Raw genomic sequence first — 15,298 nt, 5'->3', positions numbered from 1 at the left:
CCCGCCCCACCCGGGCGGGGCGGGGCGGGCGCTAGGCGGCGGCCGGGGTCTTGACCGTGAGGTGGCGCACCTGGGGATGGGCCAGCGCGGCCACGGTCGGGACGAGGACCACCCCGGCGGCGAGCAGCAGCGTCGTGTGCGTGCCCACGTGCTCGGCGAGCAGGCCCGCCCCGACCTCCCCCACGGGCAGCGCCACGAACGAGCCCAGGGCGTCGTAGGAGTACACCCGGGCGAGCCGGTCCTGCGGGATGTTCTGCTGGAGGGACAGGTCCCAGGCGACACCGAACTGCTCCAGCGCCACGCCGTTGCAGAACATGGCGGCGCTCAGCAGAGCCACGTGCGGCGCCTCGGCGAGCACGATCAGCGGGACGGCGTCGAACGCCGTGACGGCCACGCCGAGGAACAGGGCGCGGCGGGTCCGCATCCGGGCGGCGACGAACCCGCCGACCAGGGCGCCCAGCATCTGGGCGCCCAGCACGAACCCCCACGCGCTGCGGCCGATCGTCTCGTCGGCCACGACCGGGCCCAGCACCAGGACGCCGCCCGCCACGGCGGCGTTCACCACCATGAACTGCAGGGTGACCACCCACACCCACGCCCGGGAGGTGAACTCCCGCCAGCCCTCGCGCAGCTCCCGCAGGACGTGCGGGGTCTCCGCGCGCTCGGTGGCGCTGTCGTCGACGCGCACCCCGAAGAAGAACACCGCCGCGGCCAGAAAGGCCACCGCGTTGCAGGCCAGACCCCAGCCGGGGCCGAAGGCGGCCACCAGGACGCCGCCCAGGGACGACCCGCCGATCATGCCGGTGTTGACGCCCATGCGCATGACGGCGTTCGCCGGGCGCAGCAGCTCGGCCGGAACGGTCTGCGGCGTCAGCGCGGCGGAGGCCGGCAGGGACATCGCCGAGACGGCGCCGTTGATCAGGCTGAGCACCATCAGCATCGGGATGGAGGTGTGGCCGAGCAGCACGCCGACGGCGATCAGGCCCTGCGCGACGCAGGCGGCGACGGCCGAGCCCTCCAGGACCAGCGTGCGCGAGAGGCGGTCCGCGATGACGCCGCCGAGCAGCAGCAGCGTCACGTTGGCGACGGAGCGCGTGCCCACGACGAGGCCCAGGTCCGTCGTCGAGCCGGTGAGGTCGAGCACCGCGAACGCCAGGACGATCGGCGCCATGGCGTTGGCGAAGTACATCAGCAGGCGACCGGCCGCCAGGTTGCGGAAGTTGCGGTGCCGCAGCGGAACGCGCAGGTCGTGCGCCGAGACCGTGCTCATGCGGTGCGCTCACCGCCGGCGGCCCCGGTGCCGCCCGCACCGGCGGTGGCGTCCGCGTCGGCGGCGGTGCCCGCGTCCGCGGTGGAGCCCCGGGGGGCGGAGAGCACCGAGAAATACACGCGCTGCACGGACACCCCCAGGTCGTGCACGGCGAACGGCAGCAGGGCGTAGAGCTGCGGGACGGCGTCCGGCTCGATGTCCACGGTGAACTCGGCCTCGGCGGCCTCCCCGGCGGCGGCCTGGACCCGCCGGAGCACCGGCCGCACCCGGGCCCGGATCGTCGGTGAGGGGACGATGCCGAGGTTCACCGTGCCCGCGCGGTGCGGGACGGCACGTACGTGGACGGTGACCGCGCCCCCGGCGCCGCCGGTGAGCGGGGCCCGTACGCGCAGGTCGGGGGCGTCGGCGAAGGTGTTGAGCACGTCACCGCAGCGGGCGCACACGCCGCGCACGGTGTCCAGGATGAGGGGCACGGCGCCATGGTGCCGGTATCCGGTCAGCGGCCGCCCGCAGGCGCACCGCGCGTCGAGCTCCCCTGGCCCCCCGGCGGTGCTGCGCTCCCCGAAGTAGGTGGAGAAGTCGAAGGCGGGGTCGTCGCGGTGCTTGGCGAACCGCTGGGCCAGGGCCAGATCGAGGGAGGTGATCTCCTTGTCGAGCGCCGTCAGGACTCCCGCGCGCTCCGGCGCCGCCCGCAGCGTGGTGCGCACCACGTCGCGCAGCAGGCCGTCCCTGGCCTGCCGCAGCCGGGGAAGTAGCGGGTGGTCGCCGGGCAGCAGGCCGCTGTCCGCCAGTGCGGACAGCCGGGCCCCGAGCAGCCGTAGCGGCGGCCCGCCGTCCCCGGCCCGCCCGTGTTCGGCGCCGGGCGCGCGTCCGGCGTCCGGCGCGTCTCCGGTGAGCCGTTCCCCTTCGCCGCCCGGCTCGGACCTGGTGGCCGTCGACCGCTCGGCGCCCGGTACGGGGGTGGCCGGGCCCGGCGGCTGGAGGCCCATCTGGACGAAGGCCGGGTAGGGGTTGATGTCCGCGAGCTGCTCGTTGAGCGCGCGGGCGGCGCCGCGCCCGGCGGCCGTCGCCGCCACCCAGGCCAGGTTCTCCGGGCGCTGGGCGTCCGCGGCGAACAGCGCGCCGACGACGGACTGCGCGGGCCCGTCCAGTGCGTTGAGCACGCCCAGGTACTTGGCGTCGTACGTCGCGTGGTCGGCCCACGGGGCGCTGAAGCAGTTGGCGATGACCAGCTCCGCGGCCCGGATGGCGCGGGTGGGGATCAGCTTGTCCTCGGGCTTGGTGCAACCCAGCCCGTGGGCGCACCGGGGCGCCGGGCGGCCGGGCGTCCGCGTCCCGGCGGGGCTGAGCCCGCACAGCGTGAACTGGTCGAGGTGCAACTGGTTCTCGGTGCCGTTGCCGTGGAAGAGGACGCGGCGCCAGGTGCGGTCGAGCGCGAGGCGCTGGACGTCCTCCCGGCGCATCGCCTCGGCGCCGTACCAGCGCACACCGGGCACCGGGGCGGCGGTGTCCAGCGCCGAGAACAGGCCCACCTCGTGGTGGGTGTCGACCGCCGCGTACTGCTTGGCGGCCATCCAGGCGAGGCTGTGCACGTCCCGCCCGGTGAGCACGTACAGCTCCCGCCCCTCCCGGTGGGTGCGCTCGACCAGGGCCTGGAGCTCCGCGCCCGTCAGGTCCTGGTGGGTTCCGACGACCAGTACGGAGCCGGTGGCGGGCACCCGAGCCGGGCCGGCCGCCCACGCGCGGGCGAGCGGGCGGACCAGCTCCCCGAGCGGTGCGGGGAGCGCGGCGCCCAGCAGGACGCCGGTGGCGCACGGCTCGGGGCGCCGCAGGCGGTCGTAGACCTCCTCGGCGAGCGCGATGCCCGCGCGCAGGTCCTCCCGGGCACCGATCCACACCGGGACCGGCCCCGCGACGCCGTCGTCCCCGGCACCGCCCGCGCTGGCGCCGCCGCTGTCCCCGGTGTCGGCACCGCCGCCGTCCGGGCCGGGCCGCCAGGCGGCGTCCGCGAACCGCTCCAGGGAGGTGCAGGGGGCGAACAGCGGCCCGGGGCGTGGCGCGCCGGTCGTCGTGGGCCGCGGACGGGGGGCGGTGGTCATGGACACCTCGGTGGTCGGTGCGGTCACAGGTCGGGGTCGGTCGACGGGGTCTCGGCGAGGAATTCCAGGCACAGCTCCCGGATGTCCTCCGGGTGCGCCTCCCGCCAGCCTGCGGGCGCGGGCACGGCGGAGGGCCACATCGCCTGCCGGCCGGCGTCGTCGCCGAGCACCACGAAGGTGGCGAACTCGTCGGCGAACGGGTCCTCCTCCCAGGCCGTGCCGAACACCTCGACGCGGCCGTCGGCGTGCCGCGTCGCCGCGCGGCCGGTGCGCCACATCCGGGCGCCCACGGGTCGGAACGGGTCGGGAAGCGACCACGCGCCGGTGTCGGCCGGACGGCCCGGGCAGCCGGCGGCCACCGAGGCCCCCGCGACGTACAGCGCGCCGGTGCCGCCCGGCGGGACGGGGCGCAGTTCCGCGTCGAGGACGTACGCGTGGTGGTTGGCCGGGGGGTGGACGGCGGCGCCGTCGGCGGAGTACCCGCTCACCAGCCCGGCCTCGACCGGTCCGCCCCGGTAGACCAGGGCGCACCCCAGTGCGCGGGCCAGCTCCCGCAGTTCGGGGTCGGGCAGGTACTCCGGGCCGCTGACGGTGAGCGAGCCGGGCGGGGCACCGCCGGCCCCCGGTGCGGCCCACGCGCGGCACAGCCGCAGCGCCGTGGCGCTGGACGCCGTCACATCCGCGACGCCCGCGGCGGCCAGGGCCGCCAGCAGCGCCGGGAGGTCGGCGTGCCGCACTCCGGTCGCGGCCAGCACCGTGCCGCCCGCCGCCAGGGCGCCCAGCAGCTCCGCGGCCGCGTGCGCGTCGGGGCGGTCCTCGTCCACCAGCCAGGCGGTGGGGGCGTCCGGCCACGCGGCGCGGCGGCGCAGCGCCGCGTTCGCCGGGTGCCGCCAGCCGATCAGAGCGGGCCCGCCGGTGGCGTCCGCGGCCACCAGCAGGTCGGGCGTGCCGGGACGCGGGGCGGGCGTGCCCCCGTCCGCACCGGCCGCGGCGGGGGCCAGCCGGACGCCCGGCACGGCCGGCGCCGCCCCCTCGTCCGCGAGCACGACGGTGGGGGCCGTCGGGCCGGGCAGCGCCGGGTCCCCGGCGTCGGCGGGCAGCGGCAGGCACCGTGCGCCGGTGGCGGCGGTGGCCAGCAGCGCCACGGCGACGTCGGCGGGGGAACCGAGCGCCAGGGCGACGACGTGGCCGGGGCCCGCGCCGTGCCCGGCCAGCGCAGCGCCGGTCGCGGTTGCGCGGGCGGCCAGCTCGGCGCCGGTCAGCGGCGGTGCGCCGGGGTCGGTGAGGAGGGTGAGCGCCGTTCGCCCGGGCGCCTCGCGCAGCCGGGCCGTCAGCAGCCGGGCGAGCGTGTCCGGGGCGGTGTCGCGGTCCGGACCGTTCCACCGCCGCTGCGCGCGCTCCAGCGACTCCGGGGAGGCCAGCTCCAGGCGGCTGACGGCCCGCTCGGGGTCGGCGGCGGCGGACGTCAGCAGCGCCGCCCACTGCTCGGCCAGCCCGGTGGCGGCGGCCTCGTCGAGCACGTCCGCCCGGTAGGTGACGGCGACGTCGAGCCCCTCGGGCGCGCCGGAGGGGCCCTGCCGCTCGGTGACCAGGAAGGTGGCGTCGGCCCCGGCGTGCGGCACGCCCCACGGTTCGGCCGTCGCGCTCAGCCCCGCCACGTCCACCGCGGTGACCGGGGCGCGCTCCGTCGCCAGGGCCACTCCGCCGGGCCGCAGCCGCTCCGCGTCCGGGCGGTGGAACGTCCGCACGGCCGCCTCGTGCGTTCGGCGGGCCAGCGTCGCGAAGGAGGGGTCGTCGCGGGCGTCCGGCCGCAGGGCCGTCAGGACGGTCAGCGGCGCGACGGCGTGGCGCCCGGCCGGTGCCGCGGACCGGGGGGTGACCAGCCCGGTCACCGGCGCGGGCGTGCCGTGCCGGACCAGCAGTGCCGCCAGGGCGGCGTGCAGGAGCAGGGGCACGGTGGTGCCCTGGGCGGCGGCGTGCTCGGTGAGCCGGCGGTGGGCCTCGGCCTCCACCCGCGTGCGCACCGTTCCGTACCCGGCGCCGGGCACGTGCGGTGGCGGTGCGGGCAGCGGCGTGGGCGCGGGCGAGGCGTCGGCGCCCTCCGGGCGCGCGGCTTCCGGGCCCTCGCCGTCCGGCACCACTTCGGCCGCGGGGTCCGCCGACGGCCAGTGCGGGGGGCGCTGGTCCACCCGCGCCCGGTAGGCCGTGAGCAGGTCCTCGGCGAGCGGGGCGAGGGACCACCGGTCGGCGATCCAGGGGTGCGCGGTGAGCAGCAGCAGGTGGTCATCGGCGCGGAACGCGTGCAGGTCGGCCGCCCAGAGCGGGGCCTGGCCCACGTCGAAGGGGCGCGCCGCGGCGGCGGCCAGCAGGGCGTCCACCTCCGACTCCGCCCGCTTGGCCACCGGCAGTCGCGGCGGGTCCACGTCGTCCAGAACGACCCGCCGCAGCCCGCCTCCGGAGCCCGCCGGGCGGTAGACGCTGCGCAGCATCGTGTGGCGCCGGGCCACGTCGCGCAGCGCGGTGCGCAGGGCGCCGCGGTCCAGCGGCCCGGACAGCCGCAGCCGCAGCACCGCGCGGGCGCCCTCGCGCGGTACTCCGGCGGGCGGGGCGGACGGCAGCGCGGCGGCGGGCCCGGGGGCCGCCTCCCCGGCGGCGTCCCGGCCCAGCAGACGGGCGGTGAACGCCGCGGGTGTGGGCGCCTCGTACGGGGCCCGGCCGCCCGGGTCGACGCCCAGGGTGTCGCGCACGCGGGTCAGCAGCCGGGCGGCGGCCAGCGAGTGCCCGCCGCAGTCGAAGAAGTCCGAGCCGGGGTGCACCTCGCGCTTGGGCAGCCCGAGCACGTCGGCGAAGAGGTCGCACACCACCTCCTCGGCCGCGGACGCGGGCGGGGGGCGCCAGCCCTCCCCGGCGGCAGCCGGGACGGGCAGCGCCTTGCGGTCCACCTTGCCGTTGGAGGTGAGCGGCAGGGCGTCCAGCACCACGATCGTGCCCGGCACCATGTAGTCCGGCAGGTGCTGGCGCAGGTACCCGCGCACGACCACGTCCGGGCGGGCGGCACCGTCGAACACCGTGGGGGTGTTGGCGCACGCGCGCCAGTCGGTGTCGCCGTCCGGCGCGGGCGCCAGGACCCCCGTCAGCGGCCCCCCGGGCGCGGCGCAGGGCTCCTCCGCGCGCAGCAGGACGAGGTCGAGGTGGGCCGCGTCCCGCGCGGAGCGGGTGGGCAGGGCCCGGTAGCCGAGCCGCTCGGCGAGGGCGCACAGCTCCTCGGGGTCGGCCGCGGGCCCGGACGCCGCCAGGCGGCTTCGGGCCGCCGCCTGGCCGCCTCCCGCCGTCAGTTCCGCCAGGGCGGCCACCTCGCCGGCCGTCCGGCTGTCGGGGACGCCGCACACCCGCAGCCGTTCCGGCCCTCGCGCGCGCAGCCGGTCGGCCAGTTCACCGGCGTCCGTGAGCTCGCGCCCCCAGTGCAGCCGGGGCAGGTCCGCGAGGTCCGCGGCGGGCCGCGCGGTGCTCAGGACGGCGTCGAAGCGGTAGCGGGTGAGCTCGTTGTGGTGGCGCCCGCGCTTGATCCGGACGTCCACCGCCGCCACCTCCGGCAGCTCCCGCGCCAGCGCGTCGAAGAAGGCCGGGGCCAGCAGGAGTTCGGTCTCCAGGGCCACGCGCTCGTCGATCTCGCGGCGCAGCGACTCCGCGTCGCGTTCCCCGGTGGCCCGGGCCAGCGTCACGCCGGTCTGCAGGGGCCGCGACAGCCGCAGGTCGCGCAGGTCCCCGAGGAAGACCGAGCCGCCGGGGGCCAGCAGCGGCAGCACGCGGGCGAGCACCGTGCGCAGGTAGGCGGCGTCGGGGAAGTACTGGACGACGGAGTTGAGCACGACGGTGGTGAAGTGCCCGCGCGGCAGCCCGTCGGTGTCGTCGGCGGGCTGGCAGCGCAGGGTGAGCCGGCCTCGCAGGCGCGGGTCCCCGGCGGTCTGGCGGCGCAGCGTGTCGATGGCGGTGGCGGAGAAGTCGGTGCCCCAGTACTCGGCGCACTCAGGGGCCAGGTGGGCCATGAGCAGGCCGGTGCCCACGCCGATCTCCAGCACGCGCTCGGGCCGCAGCTCGCGGATGCGGGCCAGCGTCGCGTCCCGCCACTCGCGCATCTGCTCGCGGGGGAGCGGCGCGCCGTCGTAGCTGCTGTTCCAGCCGACGAAGTCCTCCCCGAGCCCGGCGTCCCTGGCCTCCCGGTACAGCGACTCGTAGATCTCGTGCCACTCGGTGACCTGGGCCCGCCCGCCGTCGGCACCGGCCCCGTCCGCGGCCGTCGCGGCGTCGGCGGGCACGACGTAGGCGACGAGTGACTTGTCCCCGTTCGCGGCGTGCTGGAGCGTCACCACGCTGTCCGAAACGCGCGGGTGGGCGGTGAGCACGGATTCGATTTCCCCGAGTTCGATGCGGAAACCGCGCAGCTTCACCTGGTGGTCCACCCGGCCGACGAAGACCAGGGCGCCGTCCTCGCGCACCCGCACCCGGTCGCCGGTCCGGTACAGGACGCCGCCGCCGGCCGCGTGCGGGTCGGGCACGAAACGCCGGGCGGTGAGTTCGGCGCGTCCCAGATAGCCCAGTGCCAGGCCCGGACCGCCCAGGTGGAGTTCGCCCTCTCCGCCCGGCCCGACCACCGTGCCCGCCGCGTCCAGCACCCGCGTGACGGTCGCGCCGACGGGCTTTCCGATGGGCACGTCCTCGCCTTCGGGAACGGCGGTGACCTCGTGCCAGGTGGCGAACGTGGTCGCTTCCGTCGGCCCGTAGACGTGGAGCAGCCGGGCGGGTGGTCCGGCGGCGAGAACCCGGGCCACCTTGCGCGGATCGCACGCCTCGCCGCCGTAGAGCAGCGTGCGCAGCGGGGCGAAGGCCGACGGCCGTTCGGTGGCGATCTGGTGGAAGAGCGCGGTGGTCAGGAAAAGGACGCTGACCCGGTTTTCCCGCACGGCCTTTTCGAACGCGGCGGGGTCCACGACGACGTCTTTCTCCAGTCCCACCAGGGCCGCCCCGGCGCACAGCGTCGACCACACCTCGAAGGTGACGGCGTCGAAGGCCGGGTTCGCCGCCTGGGCCACCACGTCCTCGGGGGTCAGTCGCACGTAGTCGGCGGAGCGCACCAGGTCGACCACCGCGCGGTGCGGGACGACGACGCCCTTCGGGGAGCCGGTGGTGCCGGAGGTGTAGCACACGTAGGCGGGCGCGCCGGGGTCGACCGGTGCGCGGGGCGGCCGGGCGGGCGCGGCCGGGTCCGGCGCGGGCAGGGCGTCCGCGCACACCACGCGCACCCCGGGCAGGGCGGCGTCGGCGGCGAACTCCGTGGTCGTGAGCACGGTGCCCGCCCCGCAGTCCCGCGTGATCAGCCGTCTGCGCTCGACCGGGTGGTCCGGGTCCAGGGGGACGTAGGCCGAGCCCGTCCGCAGCACCGCCAGGAAGGCGGCCACCAGGTCCGCGCCCGGTCGCAGGCACAGCGCGACCCGGCCGCCCGGCCGCGCACTGGCCGCCAGGAGGGCGCCGGCGAGCCGGTCGGCCCGCGCGCTCAGCTCCCCGTAGCTGAGCGCCACGCCCTCCGCGGGGTACCGCACCGCGGGCGCCCGCGGTGCGCGCTCGACCTGGTGGTCGAAGAGGTCCAGAAGGTGGGGGAAGGATGCCGTCGTGCCGCCGTCAGGCATTCCGGGACGCCTTTCTAGTGAAAATCTTTCCGCTCGGCCGGGAGGGCTGTCTCGCCGCTGTCGCGACTGTCGAACGCGATACCGAGGCGGACGAGATTGGCGTGCGTTTCCGCGGCGAACTTGTGCCGGATGCGCCGCACGTAGGTGTTCACGGTGTGCACGCTGATCCCGAGCCGGGTGGCGGTCTGCCCATAGGTGAGGCCGGCGGCGACGCACCGCAGCACCTGGAGTTCCCGGGGGGATACCGGTTTGCCGTTCACTGTTTCTGACTTCGCTTCATCCGTTGCTGCGCGCAACAGGTGCTCCTCGAGTCTGGTCGCGCGAGAACGTTTCGAACGTCGCCCAATAAGCGGGCAGGGGTTTTCCGCGATACGGTCGGATATCGCGTGGCGTATGCCGGAACACGCGCTGGTGCCCTGCCGCAAAGAATGGGAAAGGGTGGTCTGGTCCTTGCCCAATCCGCCTGGTCGGGTGGCGGAAACGCCCCGTGGGGTTTTGTCAGTAGTGCACGTGGTCTTCGGTCGTTATGCCTGTGAGGAAATGATGCACATAACCTGATCGTCAATGTCAAGGGATTTGAGGTGCATGAAAGTCGGAGTGCATACTGTCGAGAAACGAGTGGTGGTATCCACGGCTTGGCGAGCTTTGCACCTTATGTACCGGCGAGAACCGGCCAAGGCACGGCCGCCCCGTTGACGTACCGCGCGAACCGGGTCTAAAGCCGCGCGGCGGGCTCGGCGTCGGCGCGGCGGGCCCCGCGTGGCGGGCTTGGCGTCGGCGTCGGCGTGCGGCGGGTTCGGCGCCTCGGCGCGGCCTGTCCGAAGCGGCCGCCCGGGGCGGGGCCCGGCGGCGCGGGAGCGCCCGCGCGGACGGCTCAGGCGCCGGGCCCGGGGTGGCCGCCCGCGGCGGCGACGACCACGACCGCGTCCAGCTCCGGGCAGGAGGCCACGCGGGGTGCCAGGCCGTGCCGTCGGCAGGCGGCCGCGGTGTCCGGCGCCTGCCGCCCGCTGGTCTCGATCAGCAGGTGGCCGCCGGGAGCCAGCCAGTCGGCGGCCTCCGCGACGACGCGGCGCTGCACGTCGAGCCCGTCGGCGCCGCCGTCCAGCGCGACGCGCGGCTCGTGGTCGCGTGCCTCGGGCGGCAGCAGGCCGAGCGCGCCGGTCGGCACGTACGGGGCGTTGGCGAGGAGCACGTCCACCCGCCCGCGCAGCCCGGCGGGCAGCGGCCGGTAGAGGTCGCCGTGGTGGACGCGCCCGCCCACCGGGCCGACGTTGCGCCGGGCGCAGGCGACGGCGGCCGGGTCGAGGTCGGCGGCGTGCAGCTCGACACCGTCCACCGCCCCGGCCAGGGCCGCGCCCACGGCGCCCGAGCCGCAGCACAGGTCCACCACGACCGCCCCGGCCGGTGTCAGCGCGGCGGCCTGCCGCACCAGGAACTCCGTGCGCCGCCGGGGCACGAACACCCCGGTGTCGACGGCCATCCGCGTGCCGCAGAACTCCGCCCACCCGACCACGTGCTCCAGCGGCAGCCCGCTGCCGCGCCGCCGCGTCAGCGCGTCCAGCTCACCCGGGGTCCGGGCGGCGGCGAGCAACACCGCGGCCTCGTCCTCGGCGAACACGCACCCCGCCGCCCGCAACGCCGCCACCACCCCGGCGAACTCCCGCCCGCCGGGGGCCACCGGGCCACCGGGCGCCCCGGGGCCACCGGCGCCCACGACACCGGGCGTCCCGGGGCCGTCGATGCGCACGGGACCGCCGGCGGTCGCGGGGGCGGCGGGGCGTGCGGGGTCGGTGGGCATCAGGCGCTCACCCTATCCACGGCATCCCGGGCGCCCGCACCGGAGTGTTTCCCCGCCCACCGCCCGGCGCAGGCGCACTCTGGGGGCCCGTCCGGCGTGGTGCCGGGGCGGGTGGACGACGAGCCGGAGGGGTGAAACGTGAGCGGTACGGCAGCGGCGTGGCGGCGTGACCGGATCCTGCGGGCGGCGGTGCGCGAGGGGCTCCTCGACCCGGACCGGGCGCTGCTCGCCGGGTTCGTCGACCTGGACGGCGTGGCCGAGGCCGTGGCCGCCCTGCGCCGCGCGTTCCCGGCGGACACGCCGGTGCTGCACACGTTCGCGGCCAAGGCGAACTGCCTGGTGCCGGTGCTGCGGGAGTTGCGCGACCTCGGCACGGGGTGCGAGGTGGCCAGCCCCGGCGAGCTGGCGCAGGCGCTGGCCGCCGGGTTCGCGCCGGAGCGCATCGTCTTCGACTCCCCGGCCAAGACCCGCGCCGAGCTGCGCCGCGCGCTGGAGCTGGGCGTCGCGGTGAACGTGGACAACCTCCAGGAGCTGGAGCGGCTGGACGCACTGCTCCCGGCGGCGGGGGAGCTCCGGGGGCGGTTCGGCGTCCGGGTCAACCCGCAGGTCGGCGGGGGCGCCATCGGCGCGATGAGCACCGCCACCGCCACCTCGAAGTTCGGCGTCGCCCTGGCGGACGCGGGCAGCCGCGAGCGCCTGCTGGACGCCTACGCCCGGCGCCCGTGGCTGACGTGGGTGCACGCCCACGTGGGCTCGCAGGGCTGCCCGCTGGAGCTGATCGCCGAGGGCGTGGCCCGGGCCGTCGCCTTCGCGGACGAGGTCAACGCACGCCTCGGCCGACGGCAGGTGACCGGCGTCGACATCGGCGGCGGCCTGCCGGTGGACTTCACCAGCGACGCGCCCCCGGAGTTCGACGCCTACGTGGCCCACCTGCGCGACCGCGCGCCCGCGCTGTTCGGCGGCCGGTACGAGGTCGTCACCGAGTTCGGGCGCGCGCTGCTGGCCAAGAGCGGGTTCACCGCCGCGTACGTCGAGTACACCAAGTCCGCCGGGGGCCGGCCGATCGCGGTGACGCACGCGGGCGCGCAGGTGGCCGCGCGCACGGCCTTCCTGCCGGACGCCTGGCCGCTGCGGCTGACCGCGCACGGCCCGAGCGGGGCACCCAAGGACGGCGAGCCGGTGCCGCAGGACGTGGCCGGGCCGTGCTGCTTCGCCGGTGACCTGCTCGCCGCCGCCCGCCCCCTGCCGCCCCTCGCCCCCGGCGACCTGGTGGCCCTGCTGGACACCGGGGCGTACTACTTCTCCACCCCGTTCCACTACAACAGCCTGCCGGAACCGGCCGTCCACGGCGCCCGCGTCGACGCCGACGGCACGGTCCGCTTCCGCCTCCTGCGCCGCGCCCAGACCGTCGACGACCTGCTCGCCCGCACCGACGTCTGACCCGCCCCCCGCCACCCCGAGCCGCCCCCGCACCCCCACAGCCGAGGTGACCATGACACCGGACGACCCCGGGCCTGGGCGACACCACCGCGTTTCTCCTGCTGTGCGTGTTCGCCCTCGTCAACGTCGCCGTGCTCGTCCTGCGCCGCGACCGCGTCGACCACCCCCACTTCCGCGCGCCGACCGCGCTCCCGGTGCTCGGCGCCGTCCGCCCTGCTGCTCGCCAGCCCCCTGGCCGACCGCCCCGCCGACGTCTACCTCCGCGCCGGCGCCCTGGTGGCCCTCGGGATCGCCCTGTGGGCCCGCAACCGCCACGTCCTGCGCCGCACCGCGCCCCGGTGTCCCCGGCCGCCCGCCGGGAGCGCCCGGCCGCTGACGGCCGCCCGCCCCCGGCCGGGCCTCACCGCGCGTTCGGACGCCGGTCCAGGCCCCCGTCCCTGACGCCCCGCACGAACGCGGAGAACCCGCCCGCCGCGACGACCACGGCGGAGCCGCACGGGTCCTTGCTGTCGCGCACGGCCACCACGCCCTCCACGACCGCAACCGCCACACACTGCCCGTTACCGCTGCTGTGACTGCTCGTCCGCCACACGGCGCCGGTAAGGTCTGCCTTCTTCACTTGCCACACCTCCCTTCCTGCATCTCCCGGAGCAAAGCGGCCACCAGACCAGCCGACCGCTCGGGGCTGTCGGCGATGGCGCGCAAGTGGTCGAAGATCTGGTCGTACCGCGCGATGTCCGCCTCGGCTTCGAGGAACAGGTCACCGGCCATGCTGTCGATGTAGACGACGGACGGATCGGCGGCATCCGCGAAGTCCACCAGCACGAAGCTGCCCGGCATACCCGGGTGCGAGCCCGCGCTGAATGGGATGACCTGCAGTGTCACGTGTGCCGCGTCACTCATCTCGGTCAGGTGACCCAGCTGGTCGGCCATGACCTTCGGCCCACCGTTCACACGCCGCAGCGCCGCCTCGTCCACGATCGCCCACAAGTGGAGCGGCCGGTCCTTCTCGAAGACGGCCTTCCGTTCCATCCGCGCCTGTACCCGCTGCTCGACCTCCTTGGTGGTGGCCGTCGGCAGTACGCCCCTGATGACGGCACGGGCGTACTCTTCGGTCTGCAACAGCCCAGGCAGGAACAGGGACTCGTAGGTGCGGACGCTCTGGGCCTCGGCCTCGAAGCTGATGTACGCGGTGTACTCATCGGGCAAGTCGGCGTGGTACGGCCGCAACCACCCCTGCTCGTCGGCCGTTCGTGACAGCGACAGAATCTCAGTGCGCTGCGGCTCCGTCACCGCGTACAGGTCGAGCAAGCCGACCAGGGTCCGGCGCTGAGGGCGAACGCGAGCCGTCTCGATGCGGTACAGCGTCGCGACGTTGATTCCGGTGCGTTCGGCCACCTGCTCCCTGGTCAGGTGGCTGTGCTCCCGCAGCCGTCGAAGCTCGGATGACAGCCGACGGAGGCGAACGGTCGGTGCTTGCCGCCTGGAGGCCACCGCCAGGTCCCTTCGTCTGCATGGCTGGTCGAGGACGAGTGTGGCTTGCCACCACATGAGCGGGCAACTCCTCTTGCGAATGCAAGGTATGCATTTGAATGCCTTGCATTAGACCACTGAGCATGGGCATCCTATGCAGCAGCAAGCTTGGCACGCTCCGCTGTCGATTGGTTGCAGAACGCTGCGCATGCACGCCTCCGGGTGGCTCAGCGCTGTCTGCGCGTGTCGGCCGGTCGGGCGCGCGCCGTTCACTACTGGCCTCTCTGGGTGACGGGATGCCCGTCTCCGGAGGGCTGTTCAAGGACGAGGGAGGGTCCCGTGAAGCCACTCATCTACGGCTACATGAGGGTGCCGAGCGACATGACCGACCGCGACATACAGCGCAGGCACGGCGAGATGGAGGCATACGCCGAGGCTGAGGGCCTTCTGCTGGCCACGGTCTTCCACGAGTTCGCCCCGGAAACGCAGTCGGCCTTCACGGAGCTGGTCGAGGCGGTCAGGCGTTCGGCGGCGCATTGGGTCGTCGTGCCCACCATGCGGGACCTCGGCCTCTCGGTGCCGCTCCAGCACGTGTTAAGCGTGCACCTGGAGGCTGTGGGTGGCGCGCAGGTCATTGGGTTGGACGAACTGTGAACGCGTCGGCTGACCAGCCACGACAGACGCCGGTGCACCCGGCACAGTCCGCACACGACAGCGAGTCGGCGGAGATCTACGGCTACCTGGTCCTCAGAGCCGAGAGGGCAGCCGTGGCCTGTGCTCGCGGCTTCACCAAGTCCGCGCTCACTGCATGGAAACTTGACCAGCTCGTCGACGACGCTTCACTGATCGTCTCGGAACTCGTGACGAACGCGGTCAGCGCCACGGATGGCGTGCCCCGTGTGACGGAGTCTCCCGGCGTGCTGCGCCTGGGGCTCCACCACTCGCCTTCCAGCGTGGTCATCGGGGTGTGGGACGTATCAGCCGCTGCCCCGGTGGTGCGAAGCGTCGACCCCACCGCAGTCGGCGGACGGGGCTTGCGATTGGTAGAGGCCCTGGCAAGCCGTTGGGGTTACTCCTGGGCCATAGGGGGCAAGGCGGTGTGGGCGGAACTAGCGACAGTCGAGGCGTCGGTCCTGACCGAAGACACTTCCCGTGCCCGCCCACCGCTGCCCTCACCTGACGCGGACTCCGCGCTGTTGCGGCGCCTGCTGCGTGGCTTGAACGAATGGTGAAGCGACCACCCGTCGCAGCCATGCCGAACTGGGCGTCCCTACGGACCGGCGTGCTGCCTTCAGCCGCAGTGTGGTCCTGGCGCGGTCGGCCCCACGCTGCAGTCGGGGAGGAACACACTTTTCGCCAGCTGCCAGTCGGTGGACGGACTGATCACCTGATACGAGAGGAGCGGTGTGCGGCCCTGGCCGGGTGCGGGTGGGGGAATCGGGGGCGGGTGCCGCGCGGCAGGGTGGGGAAGGATGTGGGGCGCGTTAACGTGCCGTGCGTTCTTCCGTTAACACCGCCGCACAGAGTTGGGGTC

Annotated in this window: 10 protein-coding genes and 1 pseudogene; 4 read left to right on the top strand and 7 right to left on the bottom strand. The window is 75.5% G+C overall.

Annotated features, from left to right (window positions below; all coding sequences use genetic code 11):
• Window positions 1-31: 31 nt before the first annotated feature.
• The 5 genes from OSB71_RS10480 to OSB71_RS10460 all read right to left on the bottom strand — a co-directional run bounded on the left by OSB71_RS10480 (window position 32) and on the right by OSB71_RS10460 (window position 10,851).
• Window positions 32-1,270 (bottom strand): MFS transporter, encoded by a 1,239-nt coding sequence (locus tag OSB71_RS10480; RefSeq protein ID WP_265946811.1) that lies wholly within the window; start codon window positions 1,268-1,270, stop codon window positions 32-34.
• Window positions 1,267-3,369: a hypothetical protein gene (locus OSB71_RS10475; protein WP_265946809.1), complete on the bottom strand. Its 2,103-nt coding sequence runs from the start codon at window positions 3,367-3,369 to the stop codon at window positions 1,267-1,269. Before OSB71_RS10475 ends, OSB71_RS10480 begins: the two co-directional genes overlap by 4 nt.
• Before the next feature lie 23 nt (window positions 3,370-3,392).
• Window positions 3,393-9,053: a non-ribosomal peptide synthetase gene (locus OSB71_RS10470; protein WP_265946808.1), complete on the bottom strand. Its 5,661-nt coding sequence runs from the start codon at window positions 9,051-9,053 to the stop codon at window positions 3,393-3,395.
• Between the two features lie 14 nt (window positions 9,054-9,067).
• Window positions 9,068-9,349: a helix-turn-helix domain-containing protein gene (locus tag OSB71_RS10465; RefSeq protein WP_265946806.1), complete on the bottom strand. Its 282-nt coding sequence runs from the start codon at window positions 9,347-9,349 to the stop codon at window positions 9,068-9,070.
• A 578-nt stretch (window positions 9,350-9,927) separates the two neighbouring features.
• A complete protein-coding gene (locus OSB71_RS10460) occupies window positions 9,928-10,851 on the bottom strand; it encodes a putative protein N(5)-glutamine methyltransferase (protein WP_265946804.1) in 924 nt (307 codons plus the stop codon).
• A 138-nt stretch (window positions 10,852-10,989) separates the two neighbouring features.
• On the opposite strand from OSB71_RS10460, the gene OSB71_RS10455 reads away from it, so the two are divergent.
• Both OSB71_RS10455 and OSB71_RS10450 read left to right on the top strand, forming a co-directional pair.
• Window positions 10,990-12,291: a type III PLP-dependent enzyme domain-containing protein gene (locus OSB71_RS10455; protein ID WP_265946802.1), complete on the top strand. Its 1,302-nt coding sequence runs from the start codon at window positions 10,990-10,992 to the stop codon at window positions 12,289-12,291.
• Between the two features lie 71 nt (window positions 12,292-12,362).
• Window positions 12,363-12,732 (top strand): annotated as a pseudogene (locus OSB71_RS10450) (hypothetical protein); the annotation flags it as partial.
• Here the strand turns inward: OSB71_RS10450 and OSB71_RS10445 are convergent.
• Window positions 12,692-12,883 (bottom strand): DUF397 domain-containing protein, encoded by a 192-nt coding sequence (locus OSB71_RS10445; protein ID WP_265946946.1) that lies wholly within the window; start codon window positions 12,881-12,883, stop codon window positions 12,692-12,694. The pseudogene OSB71_RS10450 and the gene OSB71_RS10445 overlap by 41 nt on opposite strands.
• Window positions 12,884-12,906: 23 nt before the next feature.
• Complete coding sequence (locus tag OSB71_RS10440; protein WP_265946800.1) at window positions 12,907-13,842, bottom strand: helix-turn-helix domain-containing protein; 936 nt, start codon at window positions 13,840-13,842, stop codon at window positions 12,907-12,909.
• A gap of 261 nt (window positions 13,843-14,103) precedes the next feature.
• Between OSB71_RS10440 and OSB71_RS10435 the strand changes: the two genes are divergently transcribed.
• Window positions 14,104-14,418 carry a recombinase family protein gene (locus OSB71_RS10435; protein WP_265946799.1) on the top strand — a complete coding sequence of 105 codons (315 nt, stop codon included), beginning with the start codon at window positions 14,104-14,106 and terminating at the stop codon, window positions 14,416-14,418.
• On the top strand, window positions 14,415-14,996 hold the full coding sequence (locus OSB71_RS10430) for an ATP-binding protein (RefSeq protein ID WP_265946797.1): 582 nt from the start codon (window positions 14,415-14,417) through the stop codon (window positions 14,994-14,996). Before OSB71_RS10435 ends, OSB71_RS10430 begins: the two co-directional genes overlap by 4 nt.
• The last annotated feature ends 302 nt before the right edge of the window (window positions 14,997-15,298 follow it).

Source organism: Streptomyces marinisediminis, assembly GCF_026262575.1.
GTDB lineage: Bacteria > Actinomycetota > Actinomycetes > Streptomycetales > Streptomycetaceae > Streptomyces > Streptomyces marinisediminis.
This window is presented reverse-complemented; position numbering and strand designations above follow the sequence as displayed.

Excerpts from the sequence above, each read along its gene's own strand:
- OSB71_RS10480 (WP_265946811.1), bottom strand. The coding sequence starts at position 1,270 with ATGAGCACGGTCTCGGCGCACGACCTGCGCGTTCCGCTGCGGCACCGC.
- OSB71_RS10475 (WP_265946809.1), bottom strand. The coding sequence starts at position 3,369 with ATGACCACCGCCCCCCGTCCGCGGCCCACGACGACCGGCGCGCCACGC.
- OSB71_RS10470 (WP_265946808.1), bottom strand. The coding sequence starts at position 9,053 with ATGCCTGACGGCGGCACGACGGCATCCTTCCCCCACCTTCTGGACCTC.
- OSB71_RS10460 (WP_265946804.1), bottom strand. The coding sequence starts at position 10,851 with ATGCCCACCGACCCCGCACGCCCCGCCGCCCCCGCGACCGCCGGCGGT.
- OSB71_RS10440 (WP_265946800.1), bottom strand. The coding sequence starts at position 13,842 with ATGTGGTGGCAAGCCACACTCGTCCTCGACCAGCCATGCAGACGAAGG.